The organism is Clavibacter sp. MX14-G9D (assembly GCF_032917815.1).
Lineage (GTDB): Bacteria > Actinomycetota > Actinomycetes > Actinomycetales > Microbacteriaceae > Clavibacter > Clavibacter michiganensis_K.
On sequence record NZ_JAVCVL010000038.1, the window covers coordinates 1 to 17107 of the forward strand.

A 17107-nucleotide genomic window follows, 5' to 3' on the forward strand; every position below is an offset into this window, starting at 1 on the left:
CGACATCCGGCGGAAGCGCCCGGCGTGTCGTCCCGGCGCACCGGGACGCGGCACGACGCCGGGTACCGGACCCGAGGCGGAGGGCGCGCGCGGCGCCACGCAGTCCGCGGGCCCGGCCTCGGACGACGGGGAGGCGGACGCGCATCCCGCGCCCGACCGACGCCGCGCCGAGCAGGCCGGACAGCAGTCCGACCACGACACCTGGACACCGCCCACCCGCGAACGGGAACCCGACTACTGATGACGCACGCACCCGAACACCGCCCCCCCGCCTCCGACCGGCCGGCCTCCGGATCCGCTGGCTCCGGCGGACCCGGCGGACCCGGCGGCCCCGCATCCGATGCTCCCGGTCCCACAGTCGGCCGGGTCGCCCGGCGCCCCCGCTCGGTGGCGCTCCTGGCGCTCGCCCTGGTCATCGCCGCAGGCTTCGCCGCCCTCGGCCAGTGGCAGCTGGCTCGCGCGGTCGAGTCCGGCGTCGTCATCGAGCGCGACACGGAGACGGCGCTCCCGCTCGGGACCCTGGTCGAGCCGCAGGGCTACGTCACGGACCGGTCCGCGGGCCACATGGTCACGGTGTCCGGCACCCTCGTCCCCGGCGACCTCGTCGTCGTCGCCGACCGCCGGAACGGCGACCGCACCGGTGCCTGGGTCGTGGGGCACCTCGCCATCACGGACGCCGGCGTCCCCGCGGATCCCGACCCCGACGCCCTGCCGGACAGCGTTCCCGTGGCGCTCGGCTGGGCCGCGACGGACGAGGAGGCTGCGCGCGTGGCCGCCGCCATGGACGCGGGCGACGGGATGCCCACCGGGGTCGTCGAGGTCGTCGGCCGCTTCCTGCCCAGCGAGCAGCCGGAGCCGCCGGGCTCGGGCCAGGACCCCGAGCGCATGACGCGGCTCAGCACCGCGGCGCTCGTGAACCTCTGGCCGGGCGATGTCGGCGCCGTCTACAACGGGTTCATCGTCGCCTCCGCGCCCGTCGCGGGTCTCGAGGCCATCGACTCCCCGCCGCCGAGCGAGGCGGTGCAGCTCAACTGGCTCAACATCTTCTACGCGGCGGAGTGGGCGGTCTTCGCGATCTTCGCGATCGTCATCTGGTATCGCACCGTCCGCGACACGTGGACGCGGGAGCAGCCCGGCTACCGCGAGGACGAGGACGAGGAGGACGAGGACGAGGAGGACGACGACGCGTCCCCCGGCGACGACCTCGACGCCCCCGTCGGGTCCGCCCTCCCGGGGGCCGCCCGCCCCGGGGGCCGCGCAGACGCCGACCGGTAGGATCGCCCCATGGCCTACGGACTCAAGCGCTCCGACGTCCCGCAGATCCGGAGGGTCCTCGCCTTCTACCGCGTCATGGCGTTCATCACCGGCGCGTTCCTCCTGCTCCTCGTCGTGGAGATGGGCTTCAAGTACCTGCCCGGCTTCCAGTTCGTGGACGGCTCGCTGCAGTACCTCGCGGGCGCGGGCTACGAGCTGGAGCTGAACGGACCGTCCGGCTTCCTGGCGCTGTCGCCCGCCGACACGCTCACGGGCACCAACCTGAGCCTCATCATCCAGATCGCCCACGGCAACATCTACGTGGTCTACCTCATCAGCGACTTCCTGCTGTGGCAGAGGATGCGCTGGTCGTTCACGCGCTTCATCCTCATCGCGGCGGGCGGCGTCGTGCCGTTCCTCTCCTTCGTGGTGGAGGCGCGCATCGCCCGCCAGGTGCGGGAGACCATCGCGAGGCTCGAGGCGCCGCGCCGCGCGGCCCCGACCGGCGGCGCCGACGATCCCGATCCCCGACCCATCGACCCGACCACCACCACGGAGGCCACCACTTGAGCGTCGACAACCCCACGAACCAGCGCCCCGTCCTCGTCGTCGACTTCGGCGCCCAGTACGCGCAGCTGATCGCCCGCCGCGTCCGCGAGGCCAACGTGTACTCGGAGATCGTGCCGTCCACGATCACCGCGGAGGAGATCCGCGCGAAGGACCCCTCGGGCATCGTGCTGAGCGGCGGCCCGTCCAGCGTCTACGAGGAGGGGTCGCCCGGCCTCGACGAGGGCATCCTCGACCTCGGGGTCCCGGTGCTCGGCATCTGCTACGGCTTCCAGGTGATGGCCCGCGCGCTCGGCGGCGAGGTGGCGCACACCGGCCAGCGCGAGTACGGATCCACCGCGGTCACGCTCACGCCTGGAAGCACCCTCCTCGACGGCCAGCCCGACGACCAGACCGTGTGGATGAGCCACGGCGACTCGGTGTCGAAGGCCCCCGAGGGCTTCGAGGTCCTCGCATCCAGCGCCTCGACGCCCGTCGCCGCCTTCGCGAGCGACGAGCGCCGCCTGTACGGCGTGCAGTGGCACCCCGAGGTCAAGCACAGCGCGCACGGCCAGGCCGTGCTCGAGAACTTCCTGCACCGCGCCGCGGGCATCCCCGGCGACTGGAACAGCGGCAACGTCATCGCCGAGCAGGTCGAGCGCATCCGCGCCCAGGTCGGCGACGCCCGCGTCATCTGCGGCCTCTCCGGCGGCGTCGACTCGGCCGTGGCCGCGGCGATCGTGCACCGCGCGGTCGGCGACCAGCTCACCTGCGTGTTCGTCGACCACGGACTCCTCCGCCAGGACGAGCGCCGCCAGGTCGAGGAGGACTACGTGGCCGCCACGGGCGTCCGCCTCGTCACCGTCGACGCGGCCGAGCAGTTCCTCGACGGACTCGCGGGGGTCACGGATCCCGAGGCGAAGCGCAAGATCATCGGCCGCGAGTTCATCCGGTCGTTCGAGGGCGCCGCGGAGGCGCTCGTGCTCGAGGCGAAGGCCGACGGCGAGCCGATCCGCTTCCTCGTGCAGGGCACGCTGTACCCGGACGTCGTGGAGTCCGGCGGCGGCACGGGCACCGCGAACATCAAGAGCCACCACAACGTCGGCGGCCTCCCCGAGGACCTCAAGTTCGAGCTCGTCGAGCCGCTCCGCACGCTGTTCAAGGACGAGGTGCGCGCCATCGGCCGTGAGCTCGGCCTCCCCGAGGTCATCGTGGGACGCCAGCCGTTCCCCGGCCCCGGCCTCGGCATCCGCATCGTCGGCGAGGTCACGGCCGAGCGCCTCGAGCTGCTGCGCAAGGCCGACGCCATCGCGCGGGCCGAGCTCAGCGCGGCCGGCCTCGACCAGGAGATCTGGCAGTGCCCGGTCGTGCTCCTCGCGGACGTCCGCTCCGTCGGCGTGCAGGGCGACGGCCGTACGTACGGCCACCCCATCGTGCTGCGCCCCGTCTCCAGCGAGGACGCCATGACCGCGGACTGGACCCGCCTGCCGTACGACGTGCTGGCGCGCATCTCCAACCGCATCACGAACGAGGTCGACGGCGTGAACCGCGTCGTGCTCGACGTCACGTCGAAGCCGCCGGGCACCATCGAGTGGGAGTGATCCTCCCGCTCCGGCCCTGACGCCGGCGCTGGACGACGAAGGCCGCTCCCCGAGGGGAGCGGCCTTCGTCGTTCTGCCGGTCCGCGGTGCTGCGCCGCGGACCGGCGGTGGTGCTAGTTGTTGCCGCGCAGGATGGCGAACAGGCGGAGCAGCTCGACGTACAGCCACACGATGGTGACGACGAGGCCGAAGGCCGCGGTCCACCCGTACCGACGGGGAGCGCCCGAGCGGACGCCGCGCTGGATGAAGTCGAAGTCGAGGACCAGCGAGTACGAGGCCAGGAGCACGACGAAGATGCCGAGGATCACGCCGAGCGGGATGCCGAACACCGTCTCGCTGCGGAGGCCGAACGGGCTGTCCAGGACGCCGAACGCCGTGAGGGCGAAGTTGATGACCGAGAAGAGCAGGTAGCCGACCATGGCGACCAGGAAGATCTTGGTGGCCTTCTTGGAGGCGCGGATCTTGCCGCTGCGGAAGAGCAGCAGCACCGTCGCGAAGACGGCCGCCGTGCCGAGGACGGCCTGCGTCGCGACACCCGGATAGATGTTGTCGAAGACGCGGGAGATGCCACCCACGAAGAGCCCCTCGAACGCCGCGTAGGCGACGATGAGCGGGACCGACGGCTCCTTCTTGAAGGAGTTGACGAGGCCGAGGACGAGACCGCCGATGGCGCCGAGCATGGCGAGGGGGAGCGCGAGCGGACCCGAGATCCATGCGACGGCGCCGAGCACCACGACGATGGCGAGCAGGCTGACCGTCTTCACGGTCGTGTCCTCGAAGGTCATCCGGTCGGTCTGGACCGAGGTCGCCGAGGGGCGGTTGTAGAGCTCGTCGAGGCTCTCCGGGGTCACCTCCCTCGTCGGCTGCGCACCCCGGCCGTTGAAGACCGGGTTGTTGGAGAACGTGGGGTTGGCCATGGTCCTTCTACTCTCAGTGGTGGATGAACGTGATTGCCGACGAATTTAGCCGACCAGCCTGGGAAACCACTCGCGCGGCCTCCGTATTTCCTCGGATGGGCACGCGCTCTCCGTCCACCTGGCGCCTGTAGCGTCCCCCGCGTGGATCACGCCCGTCGCCCCCGTCCCCTCGTCATCGCCCATCGCGGCGCCAGCGGCCACCGTCCGGAGCACTCGGCCGCGGCCGTGCGGCTCGGCTTCGCCCAGGGGGCGGACGCCGTCGAGCCGGACCTCGTGGCGTCGTCCGACGGGGTGCTCGTCATCCGGCACGAGAACGAGCTGTCGGGCACGACCGACGTCGCCGACCGCCCGGAGCTCGCGGACCGGCGGACGACGCGCCTCGTCGACGGCGTCGAGCGCACCGGCTGGTTCACCGAGGACATGACGTGGGCCGAGATCCGCACGCTCCGCTGCCGGGAGCGGATCCCCGCGGTGCGCCCGGCCAGCGCGGCCCACGACGACGAGGAGACCGTGCTGTCGCTGCCGGACCTGCTGCGGATCATCGACCAGGAGTCCGCGCGCCACGGCCGCCCGCTCGGCATGGTCGCGGAGATCAAGCACGCCACGCACTTCCAGGCGCTCGGCCTGCCGCTCGACGAGCTGCTCGCCCGCGACCTCGGCGCGCACGGCTGGGCGGAGGACGCGTCCCGGCTCACGGTCGAGGCCTTCGAGCGCGACGTGCTGCTGCGCGTCCGCGCGCGCGGCCTCGCGGCACGGCTCGTCTACCTGCTCGAGGGGCGCGGCCGACCCGCGGACGAGGTCGCCCGGGTCGGCGACCGCGCGGTCACCTTCGACGAGCAGCTGACCGACGCGGGGCTGGCCGCGCTCGCCGCGGAGGTCGACGGGATCAGCGTCGGCGTGGAGCGCATCGTGGCCGCTGCCGGGTTCGGTGCGGCATCCGCCGGGGCGGGGGCGGGGGCGGCGGCGGGGGCGGCGGCTCGGGGGACGACCGTGACGACACCCGTGACGGCACCGGGGGTGCAGGTGGCCGGCGCGGTCGGTGGCGGCGTCCCCGGCGTCGCACCCGTCTCCGACCTCGTCGAGCGCGCGCACCGAGCCGGGCTGTCGGTCCTCACGTGGACGCTGCGGCCGGAGAACGCGTTCCTGCCCCGGCCGCTCCGGAGCGCCGGGCCGCGTTCGGCGCACGGCGACCACCGCACCCACTGGGGGCGGCTCCTGGACGCGGGGGTCGACGGCGTCTTCGCCGACCACCCGGACCTCGCGGTGCGCCTGGTCGCGGAGCGGGCGGCCGCGGCGGGGCGCTGACGCGGACCCGGGCCCGGCCGGGCGTCGGGGGCAGCGCCTAGGATCGAAGCCGACATGAGTGCCGACCCCGCCGCCCTTCGCCCCTCCAGCACGCCGATCATCCTGGACGGCCGTGCGGGCGCCGACGGCGGAGCGGGCGCCCCTGCGGATCCGCTCCTCGAGGGCCTCAACCCCGAGCAGCGCGAGGCCGTCGTCTACCGCGGTCCGGCGCTCCTCATCGTCGCCGGCGCCGGTTCCGGCAAGACGCGCGTGCTCACGCACCGCATCGCGAGTCTCATCGAGTCCCGGGAGGCGTGGCCGAGCCAGATCCTCGCCATCACCTTCACGAACAAGGCCGCCGCCGAGATGCGCGAGCGCGTCGAGTCGCTGCTCGGCCAGGCCTCCGAGGGCATGTGGATCTCGACGTTCCACTCCGCGTGCGTGCGCATCCTGCGGCGCGAGGCGGAGGCCTTCGGCTTCACCCAGAACTTCACGATCTACGACTCGGCCGACTCGCGGGTGCTCATCAAGCGGATCATCAAGCAGCTCGACGCGGACACGCTGGGCTTCACGGTCTCGTCCGTCTCGGGTCGCATCTCGAAGCTCAAGAACGAGCTGTCGGACGCGGACACGTTCGCGCGGACGGCGAACTTCCAGGATCCGGCCGAGGCCATGTTCGTGGAGATCTTCCGCCAGTACACGCGCTCCCTCGCCGCGGCGAACGCGTTCGACTTCGACGACCTCATCGGCCAGACCGTCTTCCTCTTCCGTGCGTTCCCGAAGGTCGCGGCGCTGTACCAGCGCCGCTTCCGTCACGTCCTGGTGGACGAGTACCAGGACACGAACCACGCGCAGTACTCGCTCATCCGGGAGCTGACGCGCGCGGTGTCGCCGGACGACGTCCCCGTCGACACCCGCATGTCCACCAACGGCATGGGCGGCATCGACGGCGCGTCGCTCACCGTGGTGGGCGACAGCGACCAGTCCATCTACGCGTTCCGCGGCGCCGACATCCGCAACATCACGGAGTTCGAGCGCGACTTCCCGCAGTCGAAGGTCGTGCTCCTCGAGCAGAACTACCGATCCACGCAGAACATCCTCACCGCGGCCAACGCCGTCATCTCGAACAACTTCGACCGCAAGGACAAGAAGCTCTGGACCTCCATCGGCGATGGCGACAGGATCGTGGGCTTCACGGGGTACTCGGGGCACGACGAGGCGCAGTTCGTCGCCGACGAGATCCAGAAGCTGCACGAGGAGGGCACCGCCTACTCGGAGATCGCCGTCTTCTACCGCACGAACGCGCAGACGCGCGCCCTCGAGGAGATCCTCATCCGCTCGGCGGTGCCCTACCGGATCATGGGCGGCACCAAGTTCTACGAGCGCGCCGAGATCAAGGACGCCATGGCGTACCTCATCGCGGTCGCCAACCCGGCCGACGTGCTGGCGCTCCGGCGCATCCTCAACACCCCCAAGCGCGGCATCGGGCCCGCCACGGAGACCGCGCTGGCGAACTTCGCCGAGGCACACGGGGTGACCTTCCGCGAGTCCATGCGCCGGGCGTCGGAGCTCGGGCTGGGGCCCAAGGTGACCCAGGCCATCCTCACGCTCTCCCGGATGCTCGACGAGGTCGCCCTGCTGCTCGACCCCGACCGGCCGGAGGGCCGCACGACCGTCGGCGACCTCGTCACGACCCTCCTCGACCGGAGCGGCCTGGTGCAGGCGCTCCGCGCGAGCCGAGACGCGCAGGACGAGGCGCGCGCGGAGAACGTGGAGGAGCTCGTCGCGGTGACGAAGGAGTTCTCGCGGAACAACCCCGAGGGCCAGCTCGTCGACTTCCTCACCGAGGTGTCGCTGGTCGCCGCCGCCGACGAGCTCGACGACTCGAGCGGCACCGTGTCGCTCATGACGCTGCACACCGCGAAGGGCCTCGAGTACGACTCGGTGTTCCTCACGGGCGTGGAGGAGGACCTGCTCCCGCACCGCATGTCGGCCAACGAGCCGGGCGGTCCCGCGGAGGAGCGTCGGCTGTTCTACGTGGGCATCACACGGGCACGCCGACGCCTCTTCATCTCGCTGGCGATGACCCGGGCCCAGTTCGGCGAGGTCAACGTCGCCATGCCGAGCCGGTACCTGCAGGAGATCCCGGCGGAGCTCATCGACTGGAAGCAGTCCCCGGGCATGGCCACCTCCCGGGGCGGCACCCAGCCCCGTGCCCTCAACGCCCGACGGGAAGGCGGGGGATACGGGGGCCGCTCCCGATCCTCGAGCGGCTTCGAGGATCCCGCCCTGCCGCCTCCGCCGCGACCCAAGACCCAGTGGGCGAACACCGTCACCGGGCAGGTGCGCGACAACGGCGACCTCGAGCTCGCCTTCGGCGACCGGATCCGCCACACCGACTTCGGGGACGGCCGCGTGACGGGCGTCACCGGCGAGGGCCGGAAGCGCATCGCGGAGGTGCAGTTCGACGGACCCGCCGGCCGGAAGCGGCTCCTCATCAAGATCGCGCCCATCGAGAAGCTCTGACGCGCGGGCGCGCCCGGCGGGCCCGACGGGCGCTGACGCCCGCCGCCCCCAGGACGCCGAGGGCGGCGGCGGCGATCGCCAGCGTCCCCGGGCCCGCATGTGCCGATGCTCCCGGCCACGGCACGCCGATGCCGGGGGCGCCGCCCGTCATGGCCAGCTCGAGCCGCGGCGGGACGTCCGACCCGGTCGGCGGCGGTCCCGCGTGGAAGGTCTCGGTCACGTGGGCGACTTGATCCGCGAACGGCGCGATCGCCGCCCCGTCCGCGTCCCCGGAGGGTCGGCCGACGCTGTCGAGCACGGCCACGTACCACCCCGGTGAGGCGACGCTCATGCACGGCGTGGTCACCTCCCCCTCGCCCGTGAGCTCGACCTCGGACGAGGACCCGTCCGCTGCGGGGCCGGCGGGCAGGTCGACGGCCTCGCCCTCGGCCGGCGCGGCCGCGAACGGGCCGGCGAGGCGCACGCGCACCGGCACGGCGCCGACCCCGACGAACGAGGACGTGCGCAGCGTGTCGGTCTGGCATCCGCCGGTCGTGATCTCGCGCTCGCCGATGGTCGTCGTGATGGTCGGGGGCTGCGGGACCTGCGTGGTCTCCGTCGCCGCGCCGAACGTCGATCGCCAGGGCAGCACCCGATCGCGCCCGCGGTCCGCCGGGGTGTCCGCCGGCGAGATGGAGTCGACCCAGGTGTAGAAGCCTCCGGCGGGGAGTCGGCAGGCGGGCGAGGCGTAGTCGCCGGCGCCGCGGTCCACCAGGGTGAGGACCTCGCAGACCTGCGGCGCGCGCTCGGGAGCGGCGTCGCGCTCCGGTCCGACCTGCTCGGGGAACGGGCCGAGGAGCCGGCTGCGCACGGTGACGGGTATCGGGGACAGCCCTCCGTCGGAGGCGCGGACGAGCCCCCAGCCGCCGGCCGTCGCGGGACGGTCGCCGTCCGCGGGTGCGGCGGGATCCGCGGACACGCGCAGCGCATCCGTCAGCTCGTCGCCTGCGGCCGCGACCGGCAGCGAGGTGCGCGTGACGACCCGGGGTGCGAAGGGGAGGGGGCTCGGTGCTCGGGCCTCCGCCCGCGCATCGGCCCGCGAATCGGACGGACGCGCCAGGATCATCCCCTGCGACGCGCCGCCGTCGCCGACGACGTCGAGGGCGTCCCCGTACGGCAGGGACGCGAAGGCCGCGCTCGCCGCGACCTGCACGGACGGTCCCGACCCGGTCGCCCGGATCGGCACCGCCGTGCCGTTCGGGAGAGCGGCGTTCGCCGTCCCGTCGTCGAAGACGGCGCCGTCGAGGGAGACGGTCGCGGTCTCGGAGCCGGTCGGGACGTCGGTCGGCCCGCCGGCGATGAGGTCGGCGCGCAGGTCGACGCGGACGCTGCCGCGCCCGTCGTCCCCGAGCACGACGGCCGCGGACGCCGCCACCGAGCGCGAGGCCCCGGATGCCGCCTCGGCGAGCATCTCCCGGGCGCGCGACTCGACGGAGGCGGCGCGATCGCCGGCGCGGGCCGCGTACCAGGAGAGGTCGTGACCACCGAGGCCGGTGATGCTCCACGTGGCGAGCTGCCCGGCCGCGGCGGTGTCGGGATCCTCGGACCCGGCCCACCGGCGGGAGATGTAGGCGAGCCGCGCGCGGTCCTCGGGAGACCGGCCCGCGTCGTCGGACGGGGCGTACTCGTGTCCGGGCGGGGCGGCGAGCCCGACGTCGATGCAGAACCCGAGCCGGCCGTCGTCCAGGCGGTAGGACCCCAGCCATCGGCCGTCGTGGCGGGAGTCGTACCCGACGCCGTGGGAGACGGCGCTCAGCGCGTGCGCGGCGGGGACGGCGCCTGCCGCGAGCCCCAGCCCGAGCGCGAGGCCGATGCCGACGAGGACCGATGCTCCCCGGGTGGTGCGGCGGGCTGCGGGCGGGCGGTCGAGGCGGGCGCCCGGCGAGGCGGAGAGGCGGGGATGCGAGGGGTGGGGTGTCATGCCCGCACGATGGGGGGCGCCGGGCGGTCCGCCTGTCGGGCGGGCCGGCGGAGGGGACGGCCTGCGCCCGGCCGCGCCTGTGCAGGGGCGGCCGCGGCGGCCGTCAGCCGAGGTCGCGTCGGCGGTACCGGTACGAGATCACCGATCGCGGAGCCTCGCGGACGATGCGCGGCAGCACCCGGTAGACGGCGAGGAGGCACCCGAGCCGGCGGTCGAACCGGCGCTCGAGCCGGGCATCCCACCGCAGGCCGAAGCCGGGCCGGAGGCGGGGCGGGAGCAGCCCGGCGGTGAGGAGGGCGACGAGCGGCATCACGGAGCGGACGGCGGGCGATCCGACGCGCCCGCTGAGCAGGGTCCGCGCGACGCGCCGCGCGTCCGCCGTCGGCTCCAGGGCCGCGATGCGGGCGTCCCAGTACGCGCGGAAGGCCGCGCGGTCCGCCGGCCAGAGCCCCGCCGGCACCTGCAGGGCGGTGCCGAGCACCGCGTACTCCCGGTAGAGCCGGTCGGCCGCCTCCTCGGGGAGCGGGCCGAAGCACCGCTCGAACATGGTGATCGCGGAGTCGTAGAGCGTCGCGGCCACCCAGAGCTGCAGGTCGGGGTCGTACGCGCTGTACGCGGGTGCCGAGCCGTCCGCCGCGGCGTGCGGCGACCGCACGGCCCCGTGCGCCCGGCCGACGATGCGCCGAGCTCGCGCGACCTCGGCGGGGGAGCCGAAGACGACGGCGTAGACGTAGCCGAGGGTCCCCTCGAGGCGGTCGAGGGGGCGCGCGGCGAAGTCGCTGTGCTCCGCGACGCCGCGGGCGACCGACGGGTCGGCGATCTGCAGCAGGATCGCCCGTCCTCCCGCCGCGAGGAGGATCCCCTCCCCGGCCAGGTCGCGGATGGACCCCTCCCGTCGTCGTGCGGGATGCGCGCTCGGCCTCATCCGACCAGTCTCCCTCCCCGGACGCGGAACCCCGCCCCGTGCACGGGCCCCCGCGCTCCCGGGCTCGCCGACCCCGGACCCGGTAGGCTCTCCACGGTCGTCGACGCGGCGTGCCGGTCCACCTCGGTGGCGGTGCGCGGGTCGAGCAGCCGCAACACACCGGGTGCCGCCACCAGACGGTCGTGGCACCGCAGCCTCGAACGACGCACGTACCGCCTGGCGCGGGTGCGGATGGGATGACACGCGTGGATCTTTTCGAATACCAGGCCAGGGACCTCTTCGAGTCCTACGGCGTCCCGGTCCTCCCGGGGATCGTCGCCGACACCGCCGAGGAGGTGCGCGCCGCGGCCGAGAAGCTGGGCGGCACCGTGGTGGTGAAGGCGCAGGTGAAGACCGGCGGCCGCGGCAAGGCGGGCGGCGTGAAGGTCGCCCAGAGCGCCGACGCGGCGTTCGAGGCGGCCCAGGGCATCCTCGGGCTCGACATCAAGGGCCACACCGTCCACCGCGTCATGGTCGCGGCCGGTGCGCGCATCGAGCAGGAGTTCTACTTCTCCATCCTCCTCGACCGCGCCGAGCGCTCCTACCTGTGCCTCGCGAGCTACGAGGGCGGCATGGAGATCGAGGAGCTCGCGGTCACGCGGCCCGAGGCGCTCGCCCGCATCGAGATCGACCCGGTCGCCGGCATCGATGCCGCGAAGGCCGAGGAGATCGCCCGTGCCGCCTCGTTCCCCGAGGAGCTCATCGCCAAGGTCGCGCCCGTGTTCGAGCGCCTCTGGTGGGTGTACCGGGACGAGGACGCGACGCTCGTCGAGGTCAACCCGCTGGTCCTCACCGAGTCGGGCGACATCATCGCGCTCGACGGCAAGGTGACCCTCGACGAGAACGCGGGCTTCCGCCACGAGGGCCACGCCGCCCTCGAGGACGCGGCCGCGGCCGACCCGCTCGAGGCCAAGGCCAAGGAGTCCGACCTCAACTACGTCAAGCTCGACGGCCAGGTCGGCATCATCGGCAACGGCGCGGGCCTCGTCATGTCGACGCTCGACGTCGTCAGCTACGCCGGCGAGTCGCACGGCGGCGTCCGCCCGGCGAACTTCCTCGACATCGGCGGCGGAGCGTCGGCCGAGGTCATGGCGGCGGGTCTCGACGTCATCCTCGGTGACGAGCAGGTCACCAGCGTCTTCGTCAACGTCTTCGGCGGCATCACCTCGTGCGACGCCGTCGCCAACGGCATCGTCGGCGCGCTCGACAAGCTGGGCGACGCCGCCACCAAGCCGCTCGTCGTCCGGCTGGACGGCAACAACGTCGAGGAGGGCCGTCGCATCCTCGAGGAGCGTGCGCACCCCCTCGTCACCGTCGTGGGCACCATGGACGAGGCGGCCGACAAGGCCGCCGAGCTGGCCGCCGCTTAACTCCCGAGAGAGAACAGGAACAGGTAGATGTCGATTCTTCTCGACGAGAACAGCAGGATCATCGTCCAGGGCCTCACCGGGTCCGAGGGCACCAAGCACGCGGGCCGCATGCTCGCGTCCGGCAGCAAGGTCGTCGGCGGCGTCAACCCGCGGAAGGCGGGCAGCACGGTCACGATCGAGGGCGTCGAGCTCCCGATCTTCGGGTCCGTCGCCGAGGCGATGGCCCAGACGGGGGCCGACGTGTCGGTCATCTTCGTGCCTCCGGCGTTCGCCAAGGGCGCGGTGGTCGAGGCCATCGACGCCGCCATCCCGCTCGCGGTGGTCATCACCGAGGGCATCCCGGTCAAGGACTCGGCCGAGTTCTGGTCGCACGCCAAGAGCACCGGCGGGAAGACGCGCATCGTCGGCCCGAACTGCCCCGGCATCATCAGCCCCGGCAAGTCGAACGCCGGCATCATCCCGGCGACCATCACCGAGGCCGGCCCCATCGGCCTCGTGTCGAAGTCGGGCACGCTCACGTACCAGATGATGTTCGAGCTGCGCGACCTGGGCATCTCGACGGCCATCGGCATCGGCGGAGACCCCATCATCGGGACCACGCACATCGACGCCCTCGAGGCGTTCGAGGCCGACCCCGAGACGCGCGCCATCGTCATGATCGGCGAGATCGGCGGCGACGCCGAGGAGCGCGCGGCTGAGTACATCAAGGCCCACGTCACGAAGCCGGTCGTCGCGTACGTCGCGGGCTTCACCGCTCCCGAGGGCAAGACCATGGGCCACGCGGGCGCCATCGTCTCCGGCGGCAGCGGCACGGCGCAGGGCAAGAAGGAGGCCCTCGAGGCGTCCGGCGTCAAGGTCGGCAAGACCCCGACCGAGACCGCGAACCTCCTGCGCGAGGTCTTCGCCGCCCTGTAGCGGGACGCGCTCCGGCGCCGACCTCGACGGCCCGCATCCCCCGTGGATGCGGGCCGTCGTCGCGCCCGCCCGCTCCCGCGCGGATCGCGGCGCCGATGCTCCGCCGCGCCCGCCGGGGAGCCGGCCCGCCGGGGCGCGGCCGGTAGGGTCGTCGAGGCATGAACCGACACGCAACCGCCCTGTTCGCGGCACTCGAGGCGCTCCTGGTGGTGGGGGTCGGCGTCGCTCTGCCGCTCGTGCCCCTCACCGCGCTGTGGGCCGGCCAGTACGACCTGCAGGTCGACTGGGGCGTGTTCGCGCGGACGGCCGTCGACCTCTGGCTCCTCGGTCACGGGGTGCCGCTCACCGCGTCCCTCGATCCGTCGCTCGCCACCGCGCTCGGCCTCCCCGGTGTCGACGGCCCGTTCGCGCTCTCCCTCGCGCCCCTCGGCTTCGCCCTCCTGACGCTCCTCCTGGGGATGCGCGCGGGCCGTCGCATCGTGGAGACCGACCACCCGGGCGTCGGGGCCGCCGCGGCGGTGGCGACGACCGCCGTGCTGTCGCTCGGCCTGACGCTCGCGGTGCAGCACGAGGGCATCGCGCCCGCCGTCGCCCGCGGCGCGATCCTCCCGACCCTCGTCCTCGCGCTGGGGCTCCTCATCGGCGGCGTCGCGCGGGCGGATCGCGCGCGCGCCGCACGGTGGTGGGCGTCCTTGACGTCCGGGCGGGCCGCCCGGACGATCCGGGGAGTGCGCGACGCGCTCGACCGGCTGCCCGAGGGCGCGCTCTCCGCCACCGCCACGGCGGTCCGCGGGGGCGCCGCCGCCGCGTTCGCGGTCGTCGCGGTCTCCGCCGTCGTGGTCGCGGTGCTGCTCGGCCTCCAGTACGCCACCGTCATCACGCTCTACGAGACGCTCCAGACGGGCGTCGTCGGCGGCATCGCCCTCACGCTCGCGCAGCTGGCCCTGCTGCCCAACCTCGTGGTGTGGGCGGCGTCGTGGCTCGTGGGCCCGGGCTTCGCGCTCGGCACGGGGTCGTCGGTGTCCCCGCTCGGTACGTCCGTGGGCCCGCTGCCGTCCGTGCCCGTGCTGGGCATCGTCCCGCAGGGAACCCTCGACCTCGGCTACCTGGGCATCCTCGTGCCGGTCGTCGTCTCCTTCGTCGCGGCGGTGGCGCTGTCCCCCCGGGTGGCCCGCATCCCGGAGCCCGAGGCGCGACGCTGGCCGTGGTTCCTGGCGGCGGGGCTCGGGATGGGCGTGGTCGGATCGGTCGCGCTCGCGCTGCTCGCGGTCCTCTCCGGCGGTGCCGCGGGTCCGGGCCGCCTGGCGGACGTCGGTCCGGCCGCCGGGTGGATCCTCCTCGCGGCGTTCCTCGAGATCGGCGTCGCGTCGGTCGCCGGCATGTTCGTCTCCGGGCTGATGGCCCCGTTGGTCCGGCGCAGCCCGGAAGGACGCGGATAGGCTGTGCGGGTGCTCAACGTGGTCGTCCTCATTTCCGGCAGCGGGACCAACCTCCACGCCCTCCTCCAGGCGGCCGAGCACGCGGACTACCCCGCCCGCGTCATCGCGGTCGGCGCGGATCGCGACGCGGACGGCCTGCTCTTCGCGGAGGAGCGGGGGATCCCCACCTTCACGGTGCCGTTCGGGAGCTTCCCCGACCGCGCGGCGTGGGGGGACGAGCTCGCCGCCGCCGTCGCCGCGTGGGAGCCGGACCTGGTGGTGCTCAGCGGCTTCATGCGCCTGCTCCCGCCGAGGGCCGTGCAGGCGTTCGCCCCGCGCATCGTGAACACGCATCCCGCCTACCTGCCGGAGTTCCCCGGGGCGCACGCCGTCCGCGACGCCATCGCCGCCGGGGCCACGAGCTCCGGGGCCTCCATCATCGTCGTCGACACCGGCGTCGACACCGGTCCCGTGCTCGCGCAGGAGCGGGTGCCCGTGGAGCCGGGCGACACCGAGCACACCCTGCACGAGCGCATCAAGGTCGTGGAGCGCAGGCTCCTCGTCGACACCGTGCGCGCGATATCCCTCGGCACCATCGACCTCAAGGAGCTGTCCCCGGCATGAGCGGACCCCGTCACGACCCGTCCCTGTTCCGCGACCGCGACGGCATCGAGGTGGCACGCGCCCTCGTCTCCGTCAGCGACAAGACCGGTCTCGTCGACCTGGCCGCGGCCCTCGCGGGAGCGGGCGTCGAGATCGTCTCCACCGGATCCACGGCGAGCACCATCGCGGAGGCGGGCTTCCCCGTGACGCAGGTGCAGGATGTCACCGGGTTCCCGGAGTCGCTCGACGGACGGGTGAAGACGCTGCATCCCGCCGTGCACGCGGGTCTGCTGGCCGACCTGCGGCTCGAGTCCCACGAGGTCCAGCTCGCGGAGCTCGGCATCTCGCCGTTCCAGCTCGTGGTGGTGAACCTCTATCCGTTCGTGGAGACGGTGGCGTCGGGAGCCCCGGCGTCGGAGGTGATCGAGCAGATCGACATCGGCGGGCCCGCGATGGTGCGCGCGTCGGCCAAGAACCACGCGAACGTGGCCATCGTCGTGTCGCCCTCGTCCTACCCGGAGGTGATCGGCGCGGTCGGATCGGGGGGGACGACCCTCGAGCAGCGGCGCCGGCTCGCAGCGTCCGCCTTCGCGCACACCGCCGACTACGATCGCGCGGTCGCCGACTACTTCCGGTCGACGGTCGTCGGCGCGGAGGCGGCGACGCCGACGACGGGGAGCGCCTGGCCCGATGGCTGGGAGGTGACGGGCGAGCTCGCGCAGGTGCTGCGGTACGGGGAGAACTCCCACCAGGACGCCGCCCTCTACCGGCGCCCGGACGGCGCGGGCATCGCGCAGGCGGTCCAGCTCCACGGCAAGGAGATGTCCTACAACAACTTCGTCGACGCGGATGCCGCGGTGCGGGCCGCCTACGACTTCGCCGAGCCGGCGGTCGCCATCATCAAGCACGCCAACCCCTGCGGCATCGCCGTGGCGGCGCCACGCGGGGTGGACGCGATCGCCGCGGCGCACCGCAGCGCCCACGACTGCGACCCGGTGTCGGCGTTCGGCGGCGTCATCGCCGCCAACCGGACGGTCACGCTGGGGATGGCCGAGACGGTGAAGGAGATCTTCACCGAGGTGCTCGTGGCCCCCGGGTTCGACGACGACGCCCTCACGCTGCTGAGGACCAAGAGGAACCTGCGCCTGCTCACCCTGCCGGAGGGCTACCACCGCGAGGAGCTCGAGGCCCGCCAGATCTCGGGCGGCTACCTCGTGCAGTCCGGGGATGCGTTCCCGACCGACGGGTCGCGTCTGTCGGCGACGTGGACCCTGGCGGCCGGCGACCCCGTGGACGAGCAGACCCTCGCGGACCTCGAGTTCGCGTGGAAGGCGTGCCGCGCGGTCAAGTCGAACGCGATCCTCCTGGCGCACCACGGCGCCTCGGTCGGAGTGGGCATGGGCCAGGTGAACCGCGTGGACTCGTGCCAGCTGGCAGTGCAGCGCGCCGGTGATCGGGCGGCCGGATCGGTGGCGGCGTCCGACGCGTTCTTCCCGTTCGCGGACGGACTGCAGGTGCTGCTCGACGCCGGGGTCCGCGCGGTGGTCCAGCCCGGGGGATCGGTCCGCGACGAGGAGGTCGTCGACGCCGCCCGTGCGGCCGGCGTCGCCATGTACTTCACGGGCGAGCGCCACTTCTTCCACTGAGCAGGAGGGCGGGTGGCGCCGGAGCGGCCACCCGCCCGTCCCCGCGGAGGGCGACGCGACACGCCCGGGATGCGGGTTGTTTTGCGGGGGTGGGGTGGTCCGC

At 73.5% G+C, this 17107-nt stretch carries 13 protein-coding genes and 1 pseudogene; 11 read left to right on the top strand and 3 right to left on the bottom strand.

Features of this window, described 5'->3' with window-relative positions:
• From Q6969_RS05555 to guaA, 4 genes and pseudogenes are all read left to right on the top strand, one after another.
• Positions 1–241: pseudogene (locus Q6969_RS05555) on the top strand (hypothetical protein); the annotation flags it as partial.
• A 146-nt stretch (positions 242–387) separates the two neighbouring features.
• A complete protein-coding gene (locus tag Q6969_RS05560; protein ID WP_317229540.1) occupies positions 388–1275 on the top strand; it encodes an SURF1 family protein in 888 nt (295 codons plus the stop codon).
• 9 nt (positions 1276–1284) lie between these two features.
• On the top strand, positions 1285–1824 hold the full coding sequence (locus Q6969_RS05565) for a DUF3817 domain-containing protein (protein ID WP_317229541.1): 540 nt from the start codon (positions 1285–1287) through the stop codon (positions 1822–1824).
• Positions 1821–3401: a glutamine-hydrolyzing GMP synthase gene (guaA, locus tag Q6969_RS05570; RefSeq protein ID WP_317229542.1), complete on the top strand. Its 1581-nt coding sequence runs from the start codon at positions 1821–1823 to the stop codon at positions 3399–3401. Before Q6969_RS05565 ends, guaA begins: the two co-directional genes overlap by 4 nt.
• A 113-nt stretch (positions 3402–3514) precedes the next feature.
• On the opposite strand, the gene Q6969_RS05575 is transcribed toward guaA, so the two are convergent.
• Positions 3515–4318 (bottom strand): Bax inhibitor-1/YccA family protein, encoded by an 804-nt coding sequence (locus tag Q6969_RS05575; RefSeq protein WP_317229543.1) that lies wholly within the window; start codon positions 4316–4318, stop codon positions 3515–3517.
• Between the two features lie 141 nt (positions 4319–4459).
• On the opposite strand from Q6969_RS05575, the gene Q6969_RS05580 reads away from it, so the two are divergent.
• Both Q6969_RS05580 and Q6969_RS05585 read left to right on the top strand, forming a co-directional pair.
• On the top strand, positions 4460–5623 hold the full coding sequence (locus tag Q6969_RS05580) for a glycerophosphodiester phosphodiesterase family protein (RefSeq protein ID WP_317229544.1): 1164 nt from the start codon (positions 4460–4462) through the stop codon (positions 5621–5623).
• 54 nt (positions 5624–5677) lie between these two features.
• Positions 5678–8128 carry a UvrD-helicase domain-containing protein gene (locus Q6969_RS05585; protein ID WP_317229545.1) on the top strand — a complete coding sequence of 817 codons (2451 nt, stop codon included), beginning with the start codon at positions 5678–5680 and terminating at the stop codon, positions 8126–8128.
• Here the strand turns inward: Q6969_RS05585 and Q6969_RS05590 are convergent.
• Together Q6969_RS05590 and Q6969_RS05595 are read right to left on the bottom strand one after the other, a co-directional pair.
• On the bottom strand, positions 8100–10088 hold the full coding sequence (locus Q6969_RS05590) for a hypothetical protein (RefSeq protein ID WP_317229546.1): 1989 nt from the start codon (positions 10086–10088) through the stop codon (positions 8100–8102). The two genes, Q6969_RS05585 and Q6969_RS05590, sit on opposite strands and share 29 nt — an antisense overlap.
• Positions 10089–10191: 103 nt before the next feature.
• Entirely contained in the window at positions 10192–11013 is an 822-nt protein-coding gene (locus tag Q6969_RS05595; RefSeq protein WP_317229547.1) for an oxygenase MpaB family protein, read from the bottom strand.
• A gap of 245 nt (positions 11014–11258) precedes the next feature.
• On the opposite strand from Q6969_RS05595, the gene sucC reads away from it, so the two are divergent.
• From sucC to purH, 5 genes are all read left to right on the top strand, one after another.
• Positions 11259–12422, top strand: a complete 1164-nt coding sequence (gene sucC / locus Q6969_RS05600; protein ID WP_317229548.1) for an ADP-forming succinate--CoA ligase subunit beta — start codon at positions 11259–11261, stop codon at positions 12420–12422.
• A gap of 27 nt (positions 12423–12449) precedes the next feature.
• Positions 12450–13337, top strand: a complete 888-nt coding sequence (gene sucD, locus Q6969_RS05605; RefSeq protein WP_317229549.1) for a succinate--CoA ligase subunit alpha — start codon at positions 12450–12452, stop codon at positions 13335–13337.
• 158 nt (positions 13338–13495) lie between these two features.
• On the top strand, positions 13496–14776 hold the full coding sequence (locus Q6969_RS05610; RefSeq protein ID WP_317229550.1) for a DUF6350 family protein: 1281 nt from the start codon (positions 13496–13498) through the stop codon (positions 14774–14776).
• Positions 14777–14779: 3 nt separating this feature from the next.
• Positions 14780–15379 carry a phosphoribosylglycinamide formyltransferase gene (gene purN / locus Q6969_RS05615; RefSeq protein ID WP_396335518.1) on the top strand — a complete coding sequence of 200 codons (600 nt, stop codon included), beginning with the start codon at positions 14780–14782 and terminating at the stop codon, positions 15377–15379.
• Positions 15376–17004 (top strand): bifunctional phosphoribosylaminoimidazolecarboxamide formyltransferase/IMP cyclohydrolase, encoded by a 1629-nt coding sequence (gene purH, locus Q6969_RS05620; protein WP_317229552.1) that lies wholly within the window; start codon positions 15376–15378, stop codon positions 17002–17004. Before purN ends, purH begins: the two co-directional genes overlap by 4 nt.
• Positions 17005–17107 lie beyond the last annotated feature (103 nt).